This window comes from Paenibacillus sp. JJ1683, from assembly GCF_053006485.1.
In genome coordinates this window covers 3,563,826-3,584,176 of sequence record NZ_CM129820.1, presented here as the reverse complement: position 1 = coordinate 3,584,176, position 20,351 = coordinate 3,563,826, and the positions used below count along the sequence as shown (strand labels likewise).

The window sequence follows — 20,351 nt, the reverse complement described above, 5'->3', positions numbered from 1 at the left end:
AATATGTTGCAAAGGATGAGGAACCAGATGGCAAAACAGCAAATTGGTGTGATCGGCCTGGCGGTAATGGGTAAAAACTTGGCCCTTAATATTGAGAGCAGAGGCTTCACCGTTTCGGTTTTTAACCGCTCTCCAGAAAAAACGCACGATCTTATCAAAGAAGCAGAAGGTAAGAAACTGACGGGTACTTTCTCCATTGAAGAATTTGTGAACTCACTGGAATCACCCCGTAAAATCCTAATCATGGTTCAAGCTGGTAAAGCTACAGATGCCACGATTGAACAGCTTGTGCCTCATCTGGACAAGGGCGACATTATTATAGACGGAGGCAATGCCTACTTCCCTGATACACAGCGCCGCAGCAAGGAGCTGGAGGAAAAAGGACTTCGCTTTATTGGTACAGGCGTATCCGGTGGTGAAGAAGGTGCCTTGAATGGTCCTGCCATTATGCCGGGTGGACAAGAAAGTGCCTACAAACTGGTAGAGCCGATTCTGACTGCAATCTCTGCTAAAGTGGACGGCGACCCATGCTGTACATATATCGGTCCCGACGGTGCTGGTCACTATGTTAAAATGGTGCACAACGGTATCGAGTACGGCGACATGCAATTGATTGGTGAAGCATATCACTTGCTGAAATCAGTCCTGAATGTGAGTGCGGAAGAACTTCATGAAATCTTTACAGAATGGAATAAAGGTGAACTGGACAGCTATCTGATCGAAATTACAGCTGACATCTTCTCCCAGTATGATGCTGAAACAGGCAAGCCTATGGTAGATGTGATCTTGGATGCTGCAGGTCAAAAAGGTACTGGTAAATGGACAAGCCAAAGCGCGCTGGATCTGGGTGTGCCATTGTCTATGATTACCGAGTCCGTATTCTCCCGTTTCTTGTCTGCTATGAAAGATGAGCGTATTGCGGCAAGCAAAGTGCTGAGCGGTCCTAAAGCTGAATCCTTCAGCGGCGACAAAAAAGAATTTATCGAAAGCGTACGTAAAGCCCTGTTCGCAAGTAAAATTGTGTCTTATGCTCAAGGTTTCGCTCAAATGCGTGCAGCTTCCGATGAATATGATTGGGATTTGAAATACGGAAAAATTGCAATGATCTTCCGCGGTGGTTGCATTATCCGTTCGCAATTCCTGCAAAACATCAAGGATGCGTATGACCGTGATCCTGCTCTGAAAAACCTATTGCTGGACTCTTATTTCAAAAATGTAGTAGAAACGTATCAAGATGCATGGCGTCAAGTGATTTCCGTGGCTGTATCTCAAGGTATTCCAGTGCCTGGCTTCTCCAGCGCGCTTGCTTACTATGACAGCTATCGCACGGAGCGTTTGCCAGCAAACCTGCTGCAAGCGCAACGTGACTACTTTGGTGCACACACGTTCAAGCGTGTGGACAAAGAAGGCGTATTCCATCATCAATGGTTTTAATGAACTGACGAATATGTAAGAATGCAGTATGTAACACAACGGAAGCTTTTTTGCCCTCTGGGTAGAAAAAGCTTCCGTTTTTGATTTGGTATTTTAGATACAATGTTGAATTCGCTAAAGGATTGTATAATCTTTTGACGCTATGGTATGATAGAAACACAAAATTTTAATGCTTTACCGCGTCTAAGCTTTGAGCTTAAATAAAAGAGACGGAAGATTCCCGTCTCTTTTATAGACTAGCTGCTTTACTGCTCCTGTGACCATTGCAGCATGCCACCAGTCATATTGGTGCAACCCTCGTAACCTAACTGCTGCAAATATTCGCAGGCACGTTCACTGCGATAACCGCTCCGGCAAATAAAGATGATTTCACCGGTGCGTTCAATTTCCTCAAGGCGGCCCGGAATCTGTCCGAGCGGAATGTGCTTGGCACCTTCAATCATACCTTCAGCTACTTCTTCCGCTTCACGGACGTCGATCAATTGCAATTGCTCTCCTGCTTGCAGGCGTGCGCGAAGCTCAGAAGGTTCAATCAGAGCGATTTGCGTCATGGCTGGACCTCTTTTCTAATGTAAATGGGTACTATTTGTATTGTTGACGTGTGAGAAACGTCACACTCTCTATGTATGATAGCGAAGCGATCTCTAAGCTGTCAATTAGCCTGAATCTAAAAATCAAATAAAGATTGGTCAACCAGGTTGCTAAACCTCGACAGACCTAGATGAATATTCCTGATTTTTTAGGTGGAGAAATGAACGTTACAACTTGTATAATTAACGTAAACTAGGATGGTTTGAATCGAAAAGGAGCATGTATAATATGGATGTTATCGTTAGACCTACCCCTTCCCTGCAAGGAGAGATTGGGGCTTTGTCCTCCAAAAACTACACTACTCGTTATCTGCTAACGGCTGCACTAGCTGATGGGCAAAGTACTATTTACTATCCAGCTCATAGTGAAGACAGTGATGCTATGCGTCGTTGTATCACCGATCTGGGAGCAGTGCTGGAAGAGGATGATGAAAAAATCGTGATTACAGGTTTTGGTAGCCATCCTCAAGCTGTGAAGGAACTGAACGTGGGCAATGCAGGAGCGGTGCTCCGTTTTTTGATGGGAATTGCGTCCCTATGTCCGGATGTTACATTTGTGAATACATATCCCGACTCCTTGGGGAAAAGACCCCATGATGATCTAATTGATGCACTGGGCCAACTGGGGGTTAGAGTAGATCATCGTGAAGGCAAGTTGCCAATACGTATTCAGGGTGGTCAGGCGAAGGGCGGTAAAATCCAAGTGTCCGGTTCGGTTAGCTCACAGTATTTAAGCGCTCTGTTGTTCCTTACACCTCTTTTGGAGAAAGATAGTGAAATTGAAGTGTTGCATGATTTGAAATCCAAAGTGGTCATTGGGCAGACGCTGGAGGTATTGCAAGAGGCTGGTATTACCATTCATGCAAGTGATGACTACATGTCTTTCCGCGTACCGGGTCGGCAATCCTATCAGCCACGTACGTATACTGTACAGGGGGATTATCCAGGGAGTGCTGCGGTGCTGGCGGCGGCCGCAGTAACGAATTCCGATGTAACCATCCATCGTCTTAAAGAACAGAGCAAACAGGGAGAACGTGCTATTGTAGACGTGCTGCGTATGATGGAAGTGCCACTGACACATGAGAACGATACCGTTGTCGTAAAGGGGAACGGTCGATTGAAAGCCATCGAGTTTGACGGTGATGCTGCGACAGACGCTGTGCTTGCCATGGTAGCTGCGGCTGTATTTGCCGAAGGTACGTCCCGTTTCTATAACGTGGAAAATCTACGGTATAAGGAATGTGACCGTATTACCGATTATTTGAATGAATTGAGCAAGGCTGGAGCTCGGGTAGAAGAACGTCAAGCGGAAATCATTGTGCATGGTAGACCGGAGGGTGTCGAAGGTGGTGTGGAAATCAACGCGCATTTTGATCACCGTGTCATTATGGCATTGACGGTTGTAGGTTTGCGTGCGCAGAAGCCGCTAGTGATCAAGGATGCGCATCATGTCGCCAAATCGTATCCACAGTATTTCGACCATCTGACGACGCTTGGTGCTTCTGTAGAATGGGTAAAATAAAGGTAAGTTAAGATGCAGACAGGAGGAGAAAAAATGGCTTTTGAAAATCCGTCCAGAGAAGAGATTAAGAATATTTTGGAACAAGTAGGCAATATTGCGGTTGTTGGTTTGTCTGATAAATCAGACCGCACCTCATACATGGTTTCTTATGCTATGCAACAGCGGGGATACCGGATTATTCCGGTAAACCCTGCGGCCGCAGGACAAACGATTCTTGGAGAGACTTGCTATGCCAGTCTTGCTGAAGTACCAGAGCCCGTTGAATTGGTTAATGTATTCCGGCGTAGCGAATACTGCGCAGAGGTTGCGCGTGAAGCAGCTGCTATTGGAGCTAAGATATTGTGGCTGCAACAGGGAATTATAAGCCAGGAAGCCGCTGACATTGCGCAGGAGCATGGAATGACGGTTATTATGGATCGTTGCATTAAGGTGGAGGATTCAGTGACCCAAGCTGTACGTAAAGGATAATCACATCGCTGAATCATGCTATATGAGCATGAAAAAAACCTTCTTCCCTTATTTCATAGGGTTGAAGGTTTTTGGTGTGAAATCAGAACTATGATACAGTATATTATACTTTCAGGAATCCATATAATGTATGTATGCTTGGAATATGATAGGGTCTAGTTAAATTCATAGGGTTATCGCTGAGTAATAAGTTATATGACCTGTAAAAGCGTAAATAAATATTTTTGGCTGACGGAACCATTGCTTTGACAAAAGTATTTATTCGGCTTACCATCAGGGATAGAAGGGAGAGGAATGCCATGAATTGGCTCGGATCCTTACAACAGCTTGGTCGTGCTGTCATGCTCCCGACGATGGTGCTACCAGCAGCTGCAATATTGCTAAGTCTCGGCAGCCTTCCTTGGGCCACGTGGGGATTTCCTATGGTGTCTGATATGGCAAATGCGGCGGGACACGGGATTTTTTATTTTTTGCCGTATTTGTTTGCGGTGGGTGTTGCACTGGGCATGTCGAATCAAGCAGGTCAGGCGGGACTGGCTGCATTGGCTGGTATGGCTATATATGATCAGGTCACATTGAGATTTGGAAACGGACTCATTCAGCCAGCGACGCTCATTGGTATCATTTTGGGGATTATTTCAGGCTTGGCTTATAATCGCTTCAAAAGCATTAAGTTGCCCGAAGTGCTTCAGTTTTTTGGGGGAACCCGATTTGTTCTGCTGCTTATTGGCCTGTTCTCTGCTGTATTTGCAGGGCTTATGTTGATTATTGCTCCGCTGATCCAGCGAGGCCTGGAATTTATAGTAGGCCTGGAATCGAGCTTGGGCGGTTTTGGACTGCTTATTTACGGTATTCTATACCGATTATTGGCAGCTTTTGGTCTTCATCATCTGCTTAATAATATATTTTGGTTTCAACTGGGTACATATAAAACGCCGTCTGGCAACGTTGTGCAGGGGGATTTGCCCCGTTTTTTTGCTGGCGATCCGACAGCGGGCTATTTCATGTCCGGGTTGTTTCCCATTATGATGTTTGCGATCCCTGCGATTGCGTTAGCGATCATTCAGGAAGCTCGTGAAGATTTGAAACCAAAGGTGCAGAAAACGTTTCTGACGGCCGCATTGGTCTGCTTTTTTACCGGAGTGTCGGAACAGATTGAGTTTGCCTTTTTGTTTGCTGCTCCTTATTTGTTCCTCGTTCATGCGGTTATGTCCGGTCTGGCCATGTGGCTTACCTTTGAGTTGGACATTCATCATGGCTTTTCATATTCGGCGGGTTTTATAGATTATGTCCTTAATTTCCACCTGTCACATAACGCCTGGTTACTAATTCCAGTTGGAGTGGCATATGGGCTTGTGTATTATGTACTGTTTCGATGGGCGATCCGTCGGTTCCGGATTCCAACTCCTGGCCGTGAGGAAGGCTCGGTTCTGGAGGATTGGGCCGGTAATATTCCTTACAGTGCTCCACTTATTTTGGAAGCACTCGGTGGGAAGGAGAATATTGTGCAGGTAGAGGCCTGCATTACCCGTTTACGGCTGACCGTTCACAATGACAGGCTGATTGATACCGGAGCAATGAAGGCTTTGGGATCGGCCGGGCTTATTAATCTGGGCGGGGGTAATTTACAAGTCGTATTTGGAACATATTCAGAACTGATCCGTGAGGAAATTGCGAAGTTGATGGAACGTGATCTTCCTCAAATTTTGTTCAATGCTCCTGTACATGGAAAAATGCTACCGATTCATGAAGTGCCTGACAAAATTTTTGCAACGAAGCTGGTTGGGGACGGTGTTGCTTTTGTTCCTGAACGCGGTGAACTTGTGTCTCCGGTGTATGGTACTGTGATGCATTTGTATCCGACCATGCACGCTTTAGGCATCTCCACACGAGAAGGACTTGAGGTTCTGCTTCACATCGGGATTGATACTTCACAGCTAAAAGGGAATTTTACTGCTATGGTAGAAGCAGGCGATACGGTGGAACCGGGGCAATTGCTGATCAAATTTGATTTGCAGGCGCTACGAGAGCAAGCTCCATCGCTGGTGACTCCTATGGTCATCACGAATCCGGATCGCGTCAAGTCGTGGAGCTTTGCTCCGTTTAAAACAGTGAAAAAAGGTCAGGCCTCGGTAATGTCCGTTGTGCTGCATGACAGGAATGTTGGAGGGGTAGAAACATGATAGAAGGCATCGGCGCCGCAGCAGGTGTGGCCATCGGGAAGGCATTTGTCCTGCCGAGCTGGGAATGGGATTTACCAGATCAAAAAATGGATACGGTAGATCTAGCGAAGGAATTTGAACGATTGTATGAAGGGATACGTACATCCAAAAGTGAAATCCAGTTTATTAAGGATGAGTTTCGAGAGATGGTGGGACCGGAGGAATCCAGCATTTTTGATGCTCATCTTGCGATATTGGAAGATCCGGAATTCATGAATGAAATTAGCGGAATTATTCAGCGTCAGTATAAGGCGGCCGAGGTGGCTGTGAAGGAAGCTATTGATCATTTTGTGACCATGTTTGATTTGCTGGATGATGAATATATGAAGGAGCGGGCAATCGACATTAAGGATGTGGGGAACCGACTGCTCAAGCATTTGCTGGGCGCACCGGAAGTGACTCTTCCTAACGACACACAGCCCTATATTCTGGTAGCCAAGGAGCTTTCGCCATCCCAATCGGCACACCTGAATCCCAGCTACGTGTTGGGGATTGTGACTATGAATGGTGGTAAAACATCGCATTCCGCGATTATGGCCCGTGCGCTTGGTATCCCACTCGTTTCAGGATTGGAGAGCAATTTGAATTTGCCCGTTCAAACCGGAGATATGATGGTTGTGGACGGAGACCTGGGCAGGGTGTATGTAAATCCGGAAAAATCAGTAACAGACCACTATATCGTTTTGCGTGACGAGCAGCGACGCAGAAAAGAGCAGCTTCAGGTACTCGCTTCGGTAGAAGCTGTGACCAAGGATGGAACCACGCTGAGGCTGGCGGCCAATATTAGCTCCGTTAAAGAGCTGGAGGCCGCTTTGAAGCATGGAGCTCAGGGTGTGGGGCTGTTCCGCACGGAATTTTTATATATGGATCGCAAATCTGCTCCTGATGAAGAGGAACAGTATGAAGTATATCGGCTAATAGCGGAAAAGGCAGGCAATCACTCCGTAGTCATCCGTACATTGGATATCGGCGGCGACAAGCCGTTGGATTATCTTGAACTCCCAGAGGAAGAAAATCCTTTTCTAGGTTATCGTGCTATACGGATTAGTTTGGATTGGAAGGAAATGTTTAAAACTCAATTGACTGCAATTTTGCGAGCCAGTGCAACGGGGAATATCAAGGTCATGTACCCGATGATCTCATCTGTGGAGGAAGTCCGTCAGGCAGATGTTCTTTTAAAGGAGGCTATGGCGGATCTGGATGCAAGAGGGCTTGCCTATAATCCCAAAATACAGCGAGGAATTATGATTGAGGTTCCGGCTGCGGCGATGATCGCGGATCTATTAGCAGCTGAAACCGATTTTTTTAGTATCGGAACAAATGATCTAGTTCAGTATGTGCTGGCTGTGGACCGTATGAATGAGCAGATTGCGCATATGTACCATCCATACCACCCGGCTGTACTTCGAATGCTGCGCATGACTGCACAGGCGGCACATCAAGCCGGAATTGATGTGAGTGTCTGCGGTGAGATGGCTGGAGATGAACGATCCGTTCCACTTTGGCTGGAACTAGGAATACATCAGCTCAGTATGTCCCCCCAATCTTTATTGCGGGTCAAGCATCGTGTGCTGAATACGACCGCATCTGAGGCGATGACAGTTGCTCGTGCTTGCTTTGGCATGTCTACTGGTGCAGCGATCGAAGACAAGCTGACTGCAGCTAATATCAGCTGCACCCCGGCCGGACCTGGGCGGCAGTAATGCTTTAAAATCTGAAAGCTTAGCTTGGCTCGTACAAAAAAGCACCTTCAAAACCATGAATAAAGTGGTTTTGAAGGTGCTTTTTCGATATAGCTATAGATAAGGGTTACTCAAGTCCTGAATGTGCGGACTGGATATCTTATTTCTGAGCGCTATTAGCTAATACATCGCAGAACGCTTTTCCGTAAGGGGGAAGATCAGGCGGTCGACGAGCGGATACAATATGTCCGTCTGTCACCACAGCTTCATCCTTCCAGATGGCTCCTGCATTTTCCATATCATCACGAATACCTGGTGTGGAGGTGACCGTAACACCATCCAATATTTTTGCAGAAATCAGTACCCAGCCTGCATGGCAGATTTGTCCGATGGGTTTATGTGCGGCATGAAATTCCTGTACGAGTTGAATGACCTTGGGATAACGGCGCAGTTTATCGGGCGCCCATCCGCCAGGAACGAGAATTCCGTCATAATCGCTGCTATTCAGTTCTTCAAAGGCATATTCTGCTTCAGCAGGTACGCCGTATTTTCCAATATACTTTTTACCCTTTTCAGCACCGGCTAAATGTACTTCCGCGCCTTCTTCACGAACACGATACACCGGGTACCATAATTCCAGATCCTCGAATTCCTCATCTACCAGGGCAATTACCTTTTTTCCGGTAAGTCTTGACATCCAACCATCCTTTCGTGCGTCACATGATGACACCTTTGTTTTGTAATCTGTACTTTTACATCTTAAGAAAAAGTACGCCCGAAGTCCATTCCTCCGCAGATTCTCGGGTTAGGAGTCGCTCTTTAACAACAATCGTCGTCATTTTTTGACCCCCAAAGCTTTGGTAATTTGTTCATTGCTGCAATCTGTGGAAGGATTTGAGGCCCCAAAGTCGAAATAAAAAAAGGTATGATAGATTTTATTGAGTTAACAAATATTTTATAGACTAGTAGATAGATATATCTGGATTCTGATGAGATCCTCATATAAGTTTGATCCTACGTAATGAGGTGGTAAAATGCATAAGCAATGCCAATGTGGTGAACCGATGGGGCTGGAATTGCGAAAGGTAATATATGCGAGTAAGGTTGAAATTTTGCATGTCCCTGTATTCTCATGTCCGTCATGCTTTTCCAGTGAGGTTTTGCAGCATGTGACGAAGGACATTAAGGAACTATTACAAAGTTTAGGGAGCAAACCTGCACCCCGGCGAATATCTTTTGCACGCAACAATGAACTGGCAGAAATTATTCGTAAGCTTGTACTGGAGGAAGCGGATAATCCCAATGTGGATTGGCAATCCGCTTTGGAGGAGCGAATGGAGCTTCGAATTAATCTCTTACTGGATCTTTATCGCTATGCGAGAAGCCTAGGAGATGAAGATTGGATGAATGATGTAGAGAAAAGATTGGTTCAATTATCCGGTTTTACCAGTAAATCGGTGTTTACGAATACGAAAAACTAAAAAATATGAAAATTTTCATGGTCACCATTGGATTTTACATGTTCTTTTTGTTACGATGAGAATAGGCCATACGACAAGACACAGAAAGGAATGTATATCCAATGGCGACGATGACGAAAATGACTACTATTCAACAATTAAATACGGCTCTGGAAGCGTCATCAGACAAGCCGTTACTCCTCTTTAAGCACAGTACACGTTGTCCAATAAGTGCAGGTGCATATCAGGAAGTGGAGTCTTATTTGGAAGGTGCTCCCGACGAAAATATTGAATACGGTATCATTTATGTAGTAGAGGATCGGCCGGTGTCCAATGCGGCTGCGGACATGCTTCAGGTGAAACATGAATCGCCGCAGGCCATTTTAATCAAGGACGGGGAGGCTGTCTGGCATACATCCCATTCGAATATTACAGCCCGTGCGCTTCACGATCATCTCACATAGATAGAATGAGTGCTGTCGTTGCATAAAGTAGTATTTTGTCGTATCATGGTTCTAATTAGTTGATCTAGGATTCGGTTGAAAATTTATTGGCAATGGAGAGAAGGAATGTGACGGTAACGATCTATGATGTAGCTCGCGAAGCTGGTGTCTCAATGGCCACGGTGTCCCGCGTAGTTAACAATAATCCTAATGTAAAACCTCAGACCCGCAAGAAGGTGTACGAAGCGATTGAACAATTGGGATATCGCCCGAATGCGGTAGCTAGAGGTCTGGCCAGCAAGAAGACAACGACTGTTGGCGTGGTTATTCCGGATATATCGAACTCAATTTTTGCAGAAATTGCACGCGGTATTGAGGATATTGCAAATATGTATCACTATAACATCATTTTATGTAATGCCGACAAGCGTAAAGAAAAAGAGATCCGCGTTATCAACACATTACTTGAAAAGCAAGTGGATGGACTGCTGTTCATGGGCGGCACAGTAACGGACGAGCATATTCAGGCCTTCCATACAGCTGCAGTTCCTATTGTTTTATGTGCAACGAGTGATGAAAAAGGTAGCTATCCTTCAGTTGATATTGACCATGAAGCCGCTGCTTTTGATGCAGTTAACACGTTGATCCGTCATGGACACCGTCAAATCGCAATGATCAGTGGTACGCTTCAAGACCCTGCAAACGGCTATGCACGTTTCCAAGGTTACAAGAGAGCATTGGAAACAGCTGGAATTGATTATCAGGAGGATCTCGTGAGAATCGGGAACTACCGCTATGAATCCGGTGTTGAAGCCATGAAATACTTCCTTGGTCTGAAGAAGAAACCAAGTGCTATTTTTGCCGCTACGGATGAAATGGCAATTGGTGCGATTCATAGTATTCAGGATGAGGGATTGAAAGTACCTGATGATTTTTCGGTAATCAGTGTTGACAACATTCGTATGGCCTCCATGGTTCGTCCTCAGCTGACAACCGTCGCACAACCAATGTACGATTTGGGTGCGGTAGCCATGCGTTTGCTGACCAAGCTGATGAAGAAGGAAAACGTGGAGAACTCTCGCGTTATTTTGCCGCACGAGACTATTTTGCGGTTATCAGTTAATTATTTAGACTAGGCACAGTGCCGAATAGGATACACCTTCGATGAAAGCTCCTTTGACGGAGCTTTTTTCGTAGATACATAGCTTCTTGTGACATCATCATCAAACTAAGAAACGAGGGATGCGTAATGAGCCGACTTTATGGATTAATGGGTGCGATGGATGAAGAAATTGAATTGCTGCTCTCGGCAATGACGGAAGCAAGCAAGACGACCAAGACGGGAATCACATACACTACCGGAATGATTCACGGGCAAAGGGTAGTCGTCTGCAAGTCCGGTGTAGGCAAAGTCAATGCTGCGGTAACAACACAAATCTTGATTGATCATTTTGGCGTCGAACAAATTATATTCACGGGAGTGGCAGGGGCGGTACACCCGGATTTAAACATTGGGGACATTGTCATCTCATCAACATGTATGCAGCATGACATGGATGTAACGCCTTTGGGTTATGCCAGAGGGGTCATTCCTTATCAGGACACCTCAGAGTTCGCGGCCGATCCCGAGCTTGTCCGTCTGGCTGAACAAGCCTGCAAATCGTTTGGCGATCGATACATTGTCGGGAAAGTACTTTCCGGCGATCAATTTGTCGCAAATCGTGAGATAGTGACAGCATTGCATCAAGAAATGGACGGTGCTTGTACCGAGATGGAAGGCGCCGCAGTGGCTCAGACAGCTCATATGAACGCTGTGCCTTATGTTGTCCTACGATCTATGTCAGATAAGGCTGATGGATCGGCTCACGTGAATTATGCTGAGTTTACGGTAGAAGCCTCACATCGTTCGCACCGTATTGTGGAGTTCATGCTCAAGCATTTGGGATAAGAGTGTAATATTTTTAATACATGAATCTTCGAACAAACCGGATACGGTCAAACTGTTCTCGTGATTCGAGGGGCACATCATCTCCCATTCGTACCATCAGACAGTTCGCAGGGTGTGAGCATATTTCAGGATCATCCGTGGCGTACCATACCATATTTACGGTTTTCATCAGACGTTCCATCATGCGGCGGTATTCCCATACGGAAAGACCGCTGCCTTTTAAATCCCAGTGCCAGTAATATTCAGTTGTAAAAATAATATAGGATTCGAGCTGTCCGTCTTCAAAGGCAATCCGAATCATTCGGCTACCCAGGCCCAGTCCGCGATAGTCATCGGCTACCTCGACAGCTCCGAGTTCCAGTAAATCCTTCATGCCAGCTTCCGACCAGCGTTCCATCTCATCTGGATAGTGAAAAGTGACATATCCCAGAAGGGTTTCTCCATCATGGGCAATGATGATTCTGCCTTCAGGCAGTTCTGAAATTTCCACCAGCGCGTCGAATTGCTCCTTTGGTTTACGAAAGGCGTCCAATTGCGTATGCATTTGAAATGAACGCAATCGATCAGCGGATACCGGTCCTTCTACATGGATGGTTTGTCCGTTATGATCCAGTGTGTCCAAGTGGTACAATTTTAAATGCTGCATGGGTGCGACCTCCTTGTTTGCCATCAGTACCTCTTCATATCCCCTACTTATAACAAAAAAACAAATAAATGAAAAGGATGGTCGTCACATCCTCACCTATGATATACTGATTTAGACACGAATTGTTCACAATTAAATGCTTTAAATCAAACCACAAATCAAAAGACTTGATTTGCATCATTAATTTTGTAAGCGCTATTTTGTTCTGTGTAATTCTCATTATTCCATTGTGAGGAGGCTGAACGCATGAAGATTGAAGAACTCCAGGCTGTAGTTCCCACATCCAACATGGGCCCTTATGAACAAGCTTACAACAACTTTCAGTGGGAAGATGTAGAACGTCATTTTACGTGGTATGAAACAGGCAAAGTGAATATGGCACATGAGGCGATTGATCGACATGTAGAGGAAGGCCGGGGGGAGAAAGCAGCACTTTTGTATTGCGACGCAAACCGTCATGAAACCTACACTTTTTCTCAGCTCCGTGCCAGCTCCAACAGGTTCGGAAATGTGCTGCGCAAATACGGTATTGGTAAAGGGGAGCGGGTGTTTATATTCATGCCGCGTTCACCTGAACTGGTCATTAGCATGCTTGGGGTTTTAAAGGTAGGGGCTGTTGTCGGTCCACTATTTGAGGCGTTTATGGAAACGGCGGTTAAAGATCGCTTGGAGGATAGCGGGGCGGTGGCACTAGTAACCACACCTGCGCTTCTTTCACGGGTGAAACGTGAGGAGCTTCCTGCGTTGCGTCATATTTTTGTGGTTGGTGATATGGACGAACGGGAGCAGGGAATTATTGATTTCGAAACGGAAATGCTCACGTCCTCAGAAGATCTTGAGCCCGAATGGCTGGGTCGGGAAGATGGATTAATTATTCACTATACGTCAGGCTCAACGGGCAAGCCCAAAGGCGTGTATCATGTGCAAAATGCAATGATTCAGCATTACTATACCGGGAAAATGGTACTGGATCTGCGGGAAGATGATGTGTATTGGTGTACTGCGGACCCTGGTTGGGTCACGGGAACATCATATGGTATTTTTGCTCCTTGGCTAAATGGAGCCACGAATGTCATCCGTGGAGGACGTTTCAGCCCAGAGGATTGGTACCGCACGATTGAACGTCACGAAGTGACTATTTGGTATAGTGCTCCTACGGCGTTTCGGATGTTGATGAGCGCAGGGGAGCAGGTAGTTGCCAATTATGATCTAAGCAGCTTGCGGCATGTATTATCCGTTGGGGAGCCACTGAATCCCGAGGTAGTGAGATGGGGTTGGCAAGTATACACACAGCGTATTCATGATACTTGGTGGATGACGGAAACAGGAGGACAGTTGATCTGTAATTACCCAGAGCTGCCGATTAAGCCGGGTTCGATGGGAAAGCCACTTCCAGGTATTCAGGCTGCTATTTTGGACGACAGAGGCCAGGTGTTGCCTCCTAATAGGATGGGACATTTGGCGATTCGTACACCATGGCCATCCATGATGAGCCGCATATGGAACAATCCCAATAAGTTTCAGGAATATTTCCGCTTTTCCGGTTGGTATGTATCCGGTGATTCAGCTTACATGGATGAGGACGGATATTTCTGGTTTCAGGGAAGAATTGATGATGTTATTAACTCCTCTGGAGAGCGCATCGGTCCTTTTGAGGTGGAGAGCAAGCTTCTGGAGCATCCTGCCGTAGCGGAAGCAGGAGTCATTGGCAAACCAGATACTGTACGAGGAGAGATCATTAAAGCTTTTGTCGCCCTGCGTGATGGCTATACCGCGTCGGAAGCGTTACAACAGGACATTTACCGCTTCGTCAAGGAAGGGCTGTCTGCTCATGCTGCTCCGCGTGAAATTGAATTTAAGGAAAGGTTACCCAAAACCCGTTCCGGCAAAATTATGAGACGTGTGCTGAAAGCTTGGGAGCTTAACCTTCCTACAGGTGACTTGTCTACTATTGAGGATTGAATTGATGCATGTTTGCACCAAAAAGGAGTCTCCATAGCTATTATAGCTATGGAGACTCCCTTTTTTATTAGGGTGAACTCATGCATCTCACCCAAACTATCGCTTCTTGTTTTTGTTTTGAACTATGGACGAACGGCTCCAGAAGGAGCTGATTCCCCCATGGTATTCATGGAAGTAACACGGAACCAGCCTTTGGGCTTGCGGCCTGGTTTATACTCAAAGCTGGTGTTTGCGGTAGAGCCTATGTTTTTAAAAGGCTCCGCACCGCTTTCACTGTAATATACGTTATAGGCTGTTATAGCGTCCGCAGGCTTTCCTGCACTCCATTGGAGGACTACGGACGTGCCTGCAGCTTTAGCTTGGGGCTGCCCAGGAGCTGTAGGAACTTCTGTAGGCTGCGCACCTGTTCCATCTCCCTCGCCCGGAATATCTGGTGACTCAGAATCTGCAGGTGGCACTACAGGCGCTGCACTTGCTTGGGTACTTGGCCCAGATTCATGTCCTCCCACATCAACGGCGGTCACATAGTAACTTGCGCTGCTTCCACCAGGGCTATCAGAGAATACCTTGGAGCCATCAGCCATGACAACCTTACCAAGCCGTTGGAAGCTGCCTCCATCTGTAGAACGATATAGACGGTAACCTACAACATCACTGTTTCCGCTTGGGCTAAAGCTAATTATGGCTTTGCCATCACTATAGCTTACGCTGACGCTAGATGGAGCGTTAGGAGCTGCCCCATCGTCCTTGCGTGGATCAATCTGAGTAGGTGCTTCTTTATCTGCATCTTGAGGCAGATAGTAGGACAACGAATTATGCCGTCTCATCACTCTAAAGGCTTGCTGAAGCTCTTTAATCAATTCTGAGATTGGCTTTTCCCGTTTTCTAACAGTCCGTTCATACAACATATCATCTGGCGTACCATCACGTGGAATGTAATTTACACCCTGATAGGTAATGTATTTCGCACGGGTAACACCATTTTCACTGTTTTTGGGTAAATATTTACTGTTATAAATGTCTGAACCATAGGCGGACGCTGTCCGGCTTACAATACCGTCAGGTCTCTTGAAACTGTCCGTTTGGAATAACTGAGAATCTTTAGCCGTTACTTCATTCATGATTAGAGCCCATAGACGACGAGCCCGCTCTTTTTGTGCTTTCGTTTCAAGCTTATTGACAGGTTGCTTGTAACCAACCCACACTCCCAGCGTGACGTCAGGCGTAAAACCCTCGAACCACACATCGGTGTAGGATTGCGTAGTACCTGTCTTGCCAGCGATCGGAATCTTGCCGGATTGATTAAAGTTACGCTTCACCAGTCTGCCTGTGCCTTCCGATACGGCTGTACGTAACATATCTGTCATCAGGTAGGCGGTTTGTGGTGTGAAGGCCTGTACAGGATTAGGCTGATGCTTGTATACAATATTGCCTTGCGAATCCACGATCTTTTCGATCATGTAGGCATCATTAAACACACCGCCATTTGGGATGGCTCCATATGCATTGGTTAGTTCCTCAACGGTTACCCCGTGGGCCAAGCCGCCGAGTACACCAGTTTGGGCGTTGTTATCACTTGGTTCCAAGGTGGTAATACCCAGTTTTTTAGCAAAAGCCCAAGCCTTATTAATCCCTACCTTTTCGTTAAACAGCTTGAGTGCTATCGTATTTAGCGATTGATTCAGTGCATAACGCGCTGTGACTAATCCTTGGTAGCGGTTGTTGGCATTTTTCGGGATGTGATATCCATTACTGCCATCTTTCAAAATAATAGGAGCATCATCCACAATCGTGCCAGGTTGTACAAGACCGCTGTCCAAAGCAGGCAGATAAGCAGCAATCGGTTTCATGGCTGAACCCGGCTGGCGTACCATCTGGGTAGCATAGTTCATTTGCTCTTTTTGGAAGTCCCGACCTTCCATCATACCGAGAATGGCGCCGGTTTTATGCTGAATCAGAATGGCCGCCGCTTGCTCGTCACCCTTGGTTTTACTTGTAGCAGAGAAGTTGTCCTTATTTTCTGCAATTTGACGCATGGATTTGTACACGCTCTTATCAATGGTGGTATATACCATATAGCCGCCTGTGCGAAGCTGCTGTTCAGCTTCTTTGAGCATGTCGTTATCATCCTTGATTTTGGTATCTGCACTGGCATTAGCTGCTTGACTCGGATTGGTGACAGACATGAGTGCCTGAGCAGCTTGCCGCTCTGTTTCCATCATAAGATATGGATAGGTGTTATAAGCCTTAACAGTGCGTGGTGCTAGAGATTTTTTGATATCAAAAGCCATCGCTTCATCATATTGTGCTTTATTGATTTTGTTCTCCTCCAGCATTCGGCTGAGCACCAGGTGCTGGCGGTTAATCGCTCTTTTAAATCCGGCTTCATTAAACTCACCTTTACCGTTGTAAGCAGAATAAGAAGAAGGGAGTTGCGGCAGACCTGCCAGATAGGCAGCTTGGGCTACATTAAGCTTGCCCAAATCATTCTCATTAAAAATACCTTTGGCCGCTGCTTTAATACCAAAGACGTTGTAACCGCTTGATCCGTTACCGAAAGGTACCTTATTGAGATAGGCTGTAATTATTTGCTGCTTGCTCAGGAAGCGCTCAAGGCGCAGAGATAGCAAAATTTCTTTGACCTTGCGGTCATCCGTACGATCAAGATTTAAAAAGACACGACGTGCAAGCTGCTGGGTAAGCGTACTCCCTCCAGTTTGTACGGATTCATGTAGTGCCTTTTGCTTCACAGCACGCAGCGTTCCCGACAAATCGACACCTTTATGCTCGTAAAAATGATTATCTTCAATGGCAATAACTGCGTCAATGACGAGCTGAGGAATCTCCTTAAACGTAACAGGTCTTCGATCTTCCTCGGTCCGAAGCTGCCCGATGGGAGAGCCATCATTAAAATAAGCGAAGCCTGTAATTGCATTTTTATCTACTTCCTGTAGAATCGTAGATCTGGAACGCACGGGCTCGTTTTTTACAATAGAAGCAACATAGCCAGCGGCGGTTCCCCCTGCGAATAGTGCCCCCATAAAACCGATGATGACGACCCACTTTATGACACGGCCGAGCCTTCGCATGGTTCTCCGTAAGCGGGAAGGCTTAGGCTCTGATACATTGTTTTTTTCTTCAACCATTAAGTCTTCCTCCTTTATAACAGCCATTATTATAGCATAAAATTACAAAATGAACCCATATGCTAAAAAGCCTGTCTTTTGGTGTCGTTGACTACATAAAAACAGTGTGTTATAAATAGGTCAAAGTAAATATCGTGAAAAGCAGAGAAAGACTTCAGTAGAAGGCGGAATCACGTTGTGCAGAGAGCCGATGGGTGGTGTGAATCGGTAGCGTCCCTCCTTTGAATTACCGTCTGGAGCTGTCTGGATGAATGGAAGCTTTTGCAGGTTTGCGAAGCTCTCCATAGTAATCCGGTACCGGGTGTAAACCCGTTATAGGAATGAAGTGAAAGAAACGTTGGTTTTTTGCATACGTTTCTTTAATTAGGGTGGTAACGCGAGTAGCTCCTTCTCGTCCCTTGGGATGAAAGGGGCTTTTTGGTTTGTTTAAATAGTAATTATTGGATGGAAAATAGGAGGGATTCAGGATGAAGTGGGAAGAATTGAAGCCTGAGCAACAGGCAGAGGTAGAACGACAACTAGAAGTGATCCGTCGTGGAGTAGCGGAAATTGTACCTGAGGATGAGCTGAAGCGTAAGGTTATTAAATCGGTTGTTAGCGGCGAGCCACTTAAAATTAAGCTGGGTCTAGATCCGTCTGCACCCGATATTCATATCGGACATACGGTTGTTATGCACAAACTGCGCCAGTTCCAGGAATTAGGGCATCAAGTGCAACTGATTATCGGAGATTTTACAGGCAGAATTGGTGATCCGACAGGTAAATCGGAGACCCGCAAGCAACTGACTGAGGAAGATGTACAACGTAATGCACAAACATACAAGGAACAAATTTTTAAGATTCTCGATCCTGAAAAGACAAAGGTATACTACAATTCCGAATGGTTAGGACCGATGTCTTTTGCGGATGTGGTAACTCTGTCTGCCAAAGTAACGGTTGCCCGTATGTTGGAGCGGGATGATTTTACAAAAAGGTACCAAAACGGCTTGCCGATCAGCATCCATGAGTTCTTTTACCCGCTGATGCAGGGCATGGACTCTGTGGCTCTCCAAAGCGATATAGAATTGGGAGGAACAGACCAAAAGTTTAATCTGCTGATGGGCAGAACCCTGCAAAAGGAATACGGAGTAGAACCGCAGGCAACCATTACATTGCCACTGCTTGAGGGGCTTGATGGCGTTCAAAAGATGAGTAAAAGTTTGGGTAACTACATTGGTGTGGATGAGGAGCCAAATGAAATTTATGGTAAATCGATGTCCGTTCCTGATGAGTTGATGCTGAAATATTTTGAGCTTGCAACGGATATTACCAATGAGGAGCTGGCAGAGCTGGCGAAAGGTGTTAAGGAGGGTTCGGTGCATCCACGTGATGCCAAAATGAAACTGGCCGGAACATTAGTGCGCATGTACCACGGTGAAGAGGCGGCAGAAGCGGCCAAGCAGCATTTTGTGACTGTATTCCAACAACGCGCGCTTCCTGATGACATTGAAGAATTCACCTTAACAGCAGATCAGTTAGAAGAAGGTGGCGTTCGTGTGATCCAGTTGCTGACTCATCTAGGCTTTGCAGCATCTAACGGTGAGGCCAAGCGTAGTATTCAGCAGGGGTCGGTCAAAATTAATGAAGAGAAGTGGACCGATGTGAACGAAGCATACAAGCCGCAGGAAGGCGACATTGTACAGGTAGGTAAACGGAAATTTGCTAAGATCAAGCTTGGATAATTAAAATACATTTAAAAGCAGCGTTGAGATTGATCTCGTATCTCAGTGCTGCTTTTTTTATTTCTACCAAGCGAAAAGCCGTGGTAAACTTAGCACAAATAATCAAACAAATAGATACAGAGTTTTACATAATGAATACGTGGGTTGCCCAATGTGGGTGAAGTCTAGATAAATAACAAGTGTGGGGAAGGATTATATGGACTACTTTAAACGAATTCAGTGTGCGATTGAGTTTATTGAATTGAATCTCCGGGAAGATTTAAAAATTGCCGAGATTGCTTCACAGGCATACTTTTCAGCTTTTCATTTCCAGCGGGTTTTTCAGGCCATTTCGGGTTTTACAGTTCAACAATATATAAGAAGGAGAAGATTGTCCGAGGCGGCAAAACGGCTAAAGCAATCCAACCAAAAGGTATTGGACATAGCTATTGAGTATCAGTACAACTCGCAAGAAGCTTTTACTCGCGCTTTTGAAAAAAGTTTTGGGATCACCCCTGGGAAATATCGTAACTGTGATATTGAGCTTTCTGATCAAAGTAAAATCAATTTTCTGGATTACAAAAAAAACGCAACGGAGGAATTAGAGGTGAACAAGCCTGTGATACTGCAACTCGAAACGACCAAAATTGTAGGATATGAATATAAAACAAATCTCAATAATGAGCAGCATTATAAAGAAATCCCAGGATTTTATGAACACTTTGGCGCACATGAATATTTTATGTGTATTCCAAATAAAATCGCACCGGGAATGTCATATGGGATTGCCTGTCGATTTGAAGACAACGGTGCATTTTCATTTGTGGTGGGTGAGGCCGTTGAAGAAGAATCAAAAGAACTGGCTGAGGGTTTCATATATATGGAGATTCCAGCAGGAAAGTATGCTGAGTTTGACGCTTCAGGTTCAAATGGACGAGTTCAGAGTATACGAGATTTTATCTACGGCACATGGCTTCCTAATTCTAATTTTGAACGGAGGGAGGGACCTGATTTTGAAATTACGGACGTGATGAATTCCTATCCTGATCATTTGAATATGAAAGTGTACATCCCTATTGAATAAAACTCTCAGGCTTAATGCGTGGGGAATATAAAAAGCACCCGAAT

16 protein-coding genes and 1 other annotated feature are annotated in these 20,351 nt (G+C 45.6%); of the genes, 12 read left to right on the top strand and 4 right to left on the bottom strand.

All coding sequences use genetic code 11. The features are described from left to right. The first annotated feature begins 27 nt into the window (after positions 1 to 27). Entirely contained in the window at positions 28 to 1,434 is a 1,407-nt protein-coding gene (gene gndA, locus ACUC6J_RS15420; RefSeq protein ID WP_013371891.1) for an NADP-dependent phosphogluconate dehydrogenase, read from the top strand. Between the two features lie 245 nt (positions 1,435 to 1,679). Here gndA and ACUC6J_RS15415 read toward each other — a convergent pair whose 3' ends face one another. Further along, positions 1,680 to 1,985, bottom strand: a complete 306-nt coding sequence (locus ACUC6J_RS15415) for a rhodanese-like domain-containing protein (RefSeq protein WP_013371889.1) — start codon at positions 1,983 to 1,985, stop codon at positions 1,680 to 1,682. Between the two features lie 268 nt (positions 1,986 to 2,253). On the opposite strand from ACUC6J_RS15415, the gene aroA reads away from it, so the two are divergent. The 4 genes from aroA to ptsP all read left to right on the top strand — a co-directional run bounded on the left by aroA (position 2,254) and on the right by ptsP (position 7,939). After that, on the top strand, positions 2,254 to 3,546 hold the full coding sequence (gene aroA, locus ACUC6J_RS15410; RefSeq protein WP_447249068.1) for a 3-phosphoshikimate 1-carboxyvinyltransferase: 1,293 nt from the start codon (positions 2,254 to 2,256) through the stop codon (positions 3,544 to 3,546). A 33-nt stretch (positions 3,547 to 3,579) separates the two neighbouring features. After that, on the top strand, positions 3,580 to 4,014 hold the full coding sequence (locus ACUC6J_RS15405) for a CoA-binding protein (RefSeq protein ID WP_019687968.1): 435 nt from the start codon (positions 3,580 to 3,582) through the stop codon (positions 4,012 to 4,014). Between the two features lie 299 nt (positions 4,015 to 4,313). Beyond that, entirely contained in the window at positions 4,314 to 6,197 is a 1,884-nt protein-coding gene (locus ACUC6J_RS15400; protein ID WP_013371886.1) for a glucose PTS transporter subunit IIA, read from the top strand. Then, a complete protein-coding gene (ptsP, locus tag ACUC6J_RS15395; protein WP_019687966.1) occupies positions 6,194 to 7,939 on the top strand; it encodes a phosphoenolpyruvate--protein phosphotransferase in 1,746 nt (581 codons plus the stop codon). Before ACUC6J_RS15400 ends, ptsP begins: the two co-directional genes overlap by 4 nt. Before the next feature lie 139 nt (positions 7,940 to 8,078). On the opposite strand, the gene ACUC6J_RS15390 is transcribed toward ptsP, so the two are convergent. Then, entirely contained in the window at positions 8,079 to 8,615 is a 537-nt protein-coding gene (locus ACUC6J_RS15390; protein ID WP_017427809.1) for a type 1 glutamine amidotransferase domain-containing protein, read from the bottom strand. Positions 8,616 to 8,952: 337 nt separating this feature from the next. Here ACUC6J_RS15390 and ACUC6J_RS15385 point away from each other — a divergent pair, with 337 nt between their 5' ends. From ACUC6J_RS15385 to ACUC6J_RS15370, 4 genes are all read left to right on the top strand, one after another. Continuing rightward, positions 8,953 to 9,399 (top strand): hypothetical protein, encoded by a 447-nt coding sequence (locus ACUC6J_RS15385; protein WP_016822381.1) that lies wholly within the window; start codon positions 8,953 to 8,955, stop codon positions 9,397 to 9,399. 101 nt (positions 9,400 to 9,500) lie between these two features. After that, entirely contained in the window at positions 9,501 to 9,842 is a 342-nt protein-coding gene (ytxJ, locus tag ACUC6J_RS15380; RefSeq protein ID WP_017427808.1) for a bacillithiol system redox-active protein YtxJ, read from the top strand. Between the two features lie 107 nt (positions 9,843 to 9,949). Continuing rightward, positions 9,950 to 10,957 (top strand): catabolite control protein A, encoded by a 1,008-nt coding sequence (gene ccpA, locus ACUC6J_RS15375; protein WP_013371881.1) that lies wholly within the window; start codon positions 9,950 to 9,952, stop codon positions 10,955 to 10,957. Between the two features lie 113 nt (positions 10,958 to 11,070). Beyond that, the gene (locus ACUC6J_RS15370) at positions 11,071 to 11,769 is read left to right on the top strand and encodes a 5'-methylthioadenosine/adenosylhomocysteine nucleosidase (RefSeq protein WP_016822379.1); all 699 of its coding nucleotides are present in this window, start codon (positions 11,071 to 11,073) and stop codon (positions 11,767 to 11,769) included. A 13-nt stretch (positions 11,770 to 11,782) separates the two neighbouring features. Here ACUC6J_RS15370 and ACUC6J_RS15365 read toward each other — a convergent pair whose 3' ends face one another. Continuing rightward, positions 11,783 to 12,415: a GNAT family N-acetyltransferase gene (locus ACUC6J_RS15365; RefSeq protein WP_016822378.1), complete on the bottom strand. Its 633-nt coding sequence runs from the start codon at positions 12,413 to 12,415 to the stop codon at positions 11,783 to 11,785. 246 nt (positions 12,416 to 12,661) lie between these two features. On the opposite strand from ACUC6J_RS15365, the gene acsA reads away from it, so the two are divergent. Then, on the top strand, positions 12,662 to 14,377 hold the full coding sequence (gene acsA, locus ACUC6J_RS15360; protein ID WP_447249067.1) for an acetate--CoA ligase: 1,716 nt from the start codon (positions 12,662 to 12,664) through the stop codon (positions 14,375 to 14,377). Positions 14,378 to 14,499: 122 nt separating this feature from the next. Here the strand turns inward: acsA and ACUC6J_RS15355 are convergent, their stop codons facing one another. Continuing rightward, on the bottom strand, positions 14,500 to 17,523 hold the full coding sequence (locus tag ACUC6J_RS15355) for a transglycosylase domain-containing protein (RefSeq protein WP_447249066.1): 3,024 nt from the start codon (positions 17,521 to 17,523) through the stop codon (positions 14,500 to 14,502). Positions 17,524 to 17,658: 135 nt separating this feature from the next. Next, positions 17,659 to 17,925 (top strand) — a binding site (T-box leader). 65 nt (positions 17,926 to 17,990) lie between these two features. On the opposite strand from ACUC6J_RS15355, the gene tyrS reads away from it, so the two are divergent. Both tyrS and ACUC6J_RS15345 read left to right on the top strand, forming a co-directional pair. Continuing rightward, positions 17,991 to 19,244, top strand: a complete 1,254-nt coding sequence (gene tyrS, locus ACUC6J_RS15350) for a tyrosine--tRNA ligase (RefSeq protein ID WP_447249065.1) — start codon at positions 17,991 to 17,993, stop codon at positions 19,242 to 19,244. 196 nt (positions 19,245 to 19,440) lie between these two features. After that, positions 19,441 to 20,307 carry an AraC family transcriptional regulator gene (locus ACUC6J_RS15345; RefSeq protein ID WP_025365212.1) on the top strand — a complete coding sequence of 289 codons (867 nt, stop codon included), beginning with the start codon at positions 19,441 to 19,443 and terminating at the stop codon, positions 20,305 to 20,307. Positions 20,308 to 20,351: the final 44 nt, after the last annotated feature.

Excerpts from the sequence above, each read along its gene's own strand:
- aroA (WP_447249068.1), top strand. The coding sequence starts at position 2,254 with ATGGATGTTATCGTTAGACCTACCCCTTCCCTGCAAGGAGAGATTGGG.
- ACUC6J_RS15415 (WP_013371889.1), bottom strand. The coding sequence starts at position 1,985 with ATGACGCAAATCGCTCTGATTGAACCTTCTGAGCTTCGCGCACGCCTG.
- ytxJ (WP_017427808.1), top strand. The coding sequence starts at position 9,501 with ATGGCGACGATGACGAAAATGACTACTATTCAACAATTAAATACGGCT.
- ptsP (WP_019687966.1), top strand. The coding sequence starts at position 6,194 with ATGATAGAAGGCATCGGCGCCGCAGCAGGTGTGGCCATCGGGAAGGCA.
- ACUC6J_RS15400 (WP_013371886.1), top strand. The coding sequence starts at position 4,314 with ATGAATTGGCTCGGATCCTTACAACAGCTTGGTCGTGCTGTCATGCTC.
- gndA (WP_013371891.1), top strand. The coding sequence starts at position 28 with ATGGCAAAACAGCAAATTGGTGTGATCGGCCTGGCGGTAATGGGTAAA.
- ACUC6J_RS15370 (WP_016822379.1), top strand. The coding sequence starts at position 11,071 with ATGAGCCGACTTTATGGATTAATGGGTGCGATGGATGAAGAAATTGAA.
- tyrS (WP_447249065.1), top strand. The coding sequence starts at position 17,991 with ATGAAGTGGGAAGAATTGAAGCCTGAGCAACAGGCAGAGGTAGAACGA.
- ACUC6J_RS15405 (WP_019687968.1), top strand. The coding sequence starts at position 3,580 with ATGGCTTTTGAAAATCCGTCCAGAGAAGAGATTAAGAATATTTTGGAA.
- ACUC6J_RS15355 (WP_447249066.1), bottom strand. The coding sequence starts at position 17,523 with ATGGTTGAAGAAAAAAACAATGTATCAGAGCCTAAGCCTTCCCGCTTA.
- acsA (WP_447249067.1), top strand. The coding sequence starts at position 12,662 with ATGAAGATTGAAGAACTCCAGGCTGTAGTTCCCACATCCAACATGGGC.
- ACUC6J_RS15345 (WP_025365212.1), top strand. The coding sequence starts at position 19,441 with ATGGACTACTTTAAACGAATTCAGTGTGCGATTGAGTTTATTGAATTG.
- ACUC6J_RS15390 (WP_017427809.1), bottom strand. The coding sequence starts at position 8,615 with ATGTCAAGACTTACCGGAAAAAAGGTAATTGCCCTGGTAGATGAGGAA.
- ACUC6J_RS15385 (WP_016822381.1), top strand. The coding sequence starts at position 8,953 with ATGCATAAGCAATGCCAATGTGGTGAACCGATGGGGCTGGAATTGCGA.
- ACUC6J_RS15365 (WP_016822378.1), bottom strand. The coding sequence starts at position 12,415 with ATGCAGCATTTAAAATTGTACCACTTGGACACACTGGATCATAACGGA.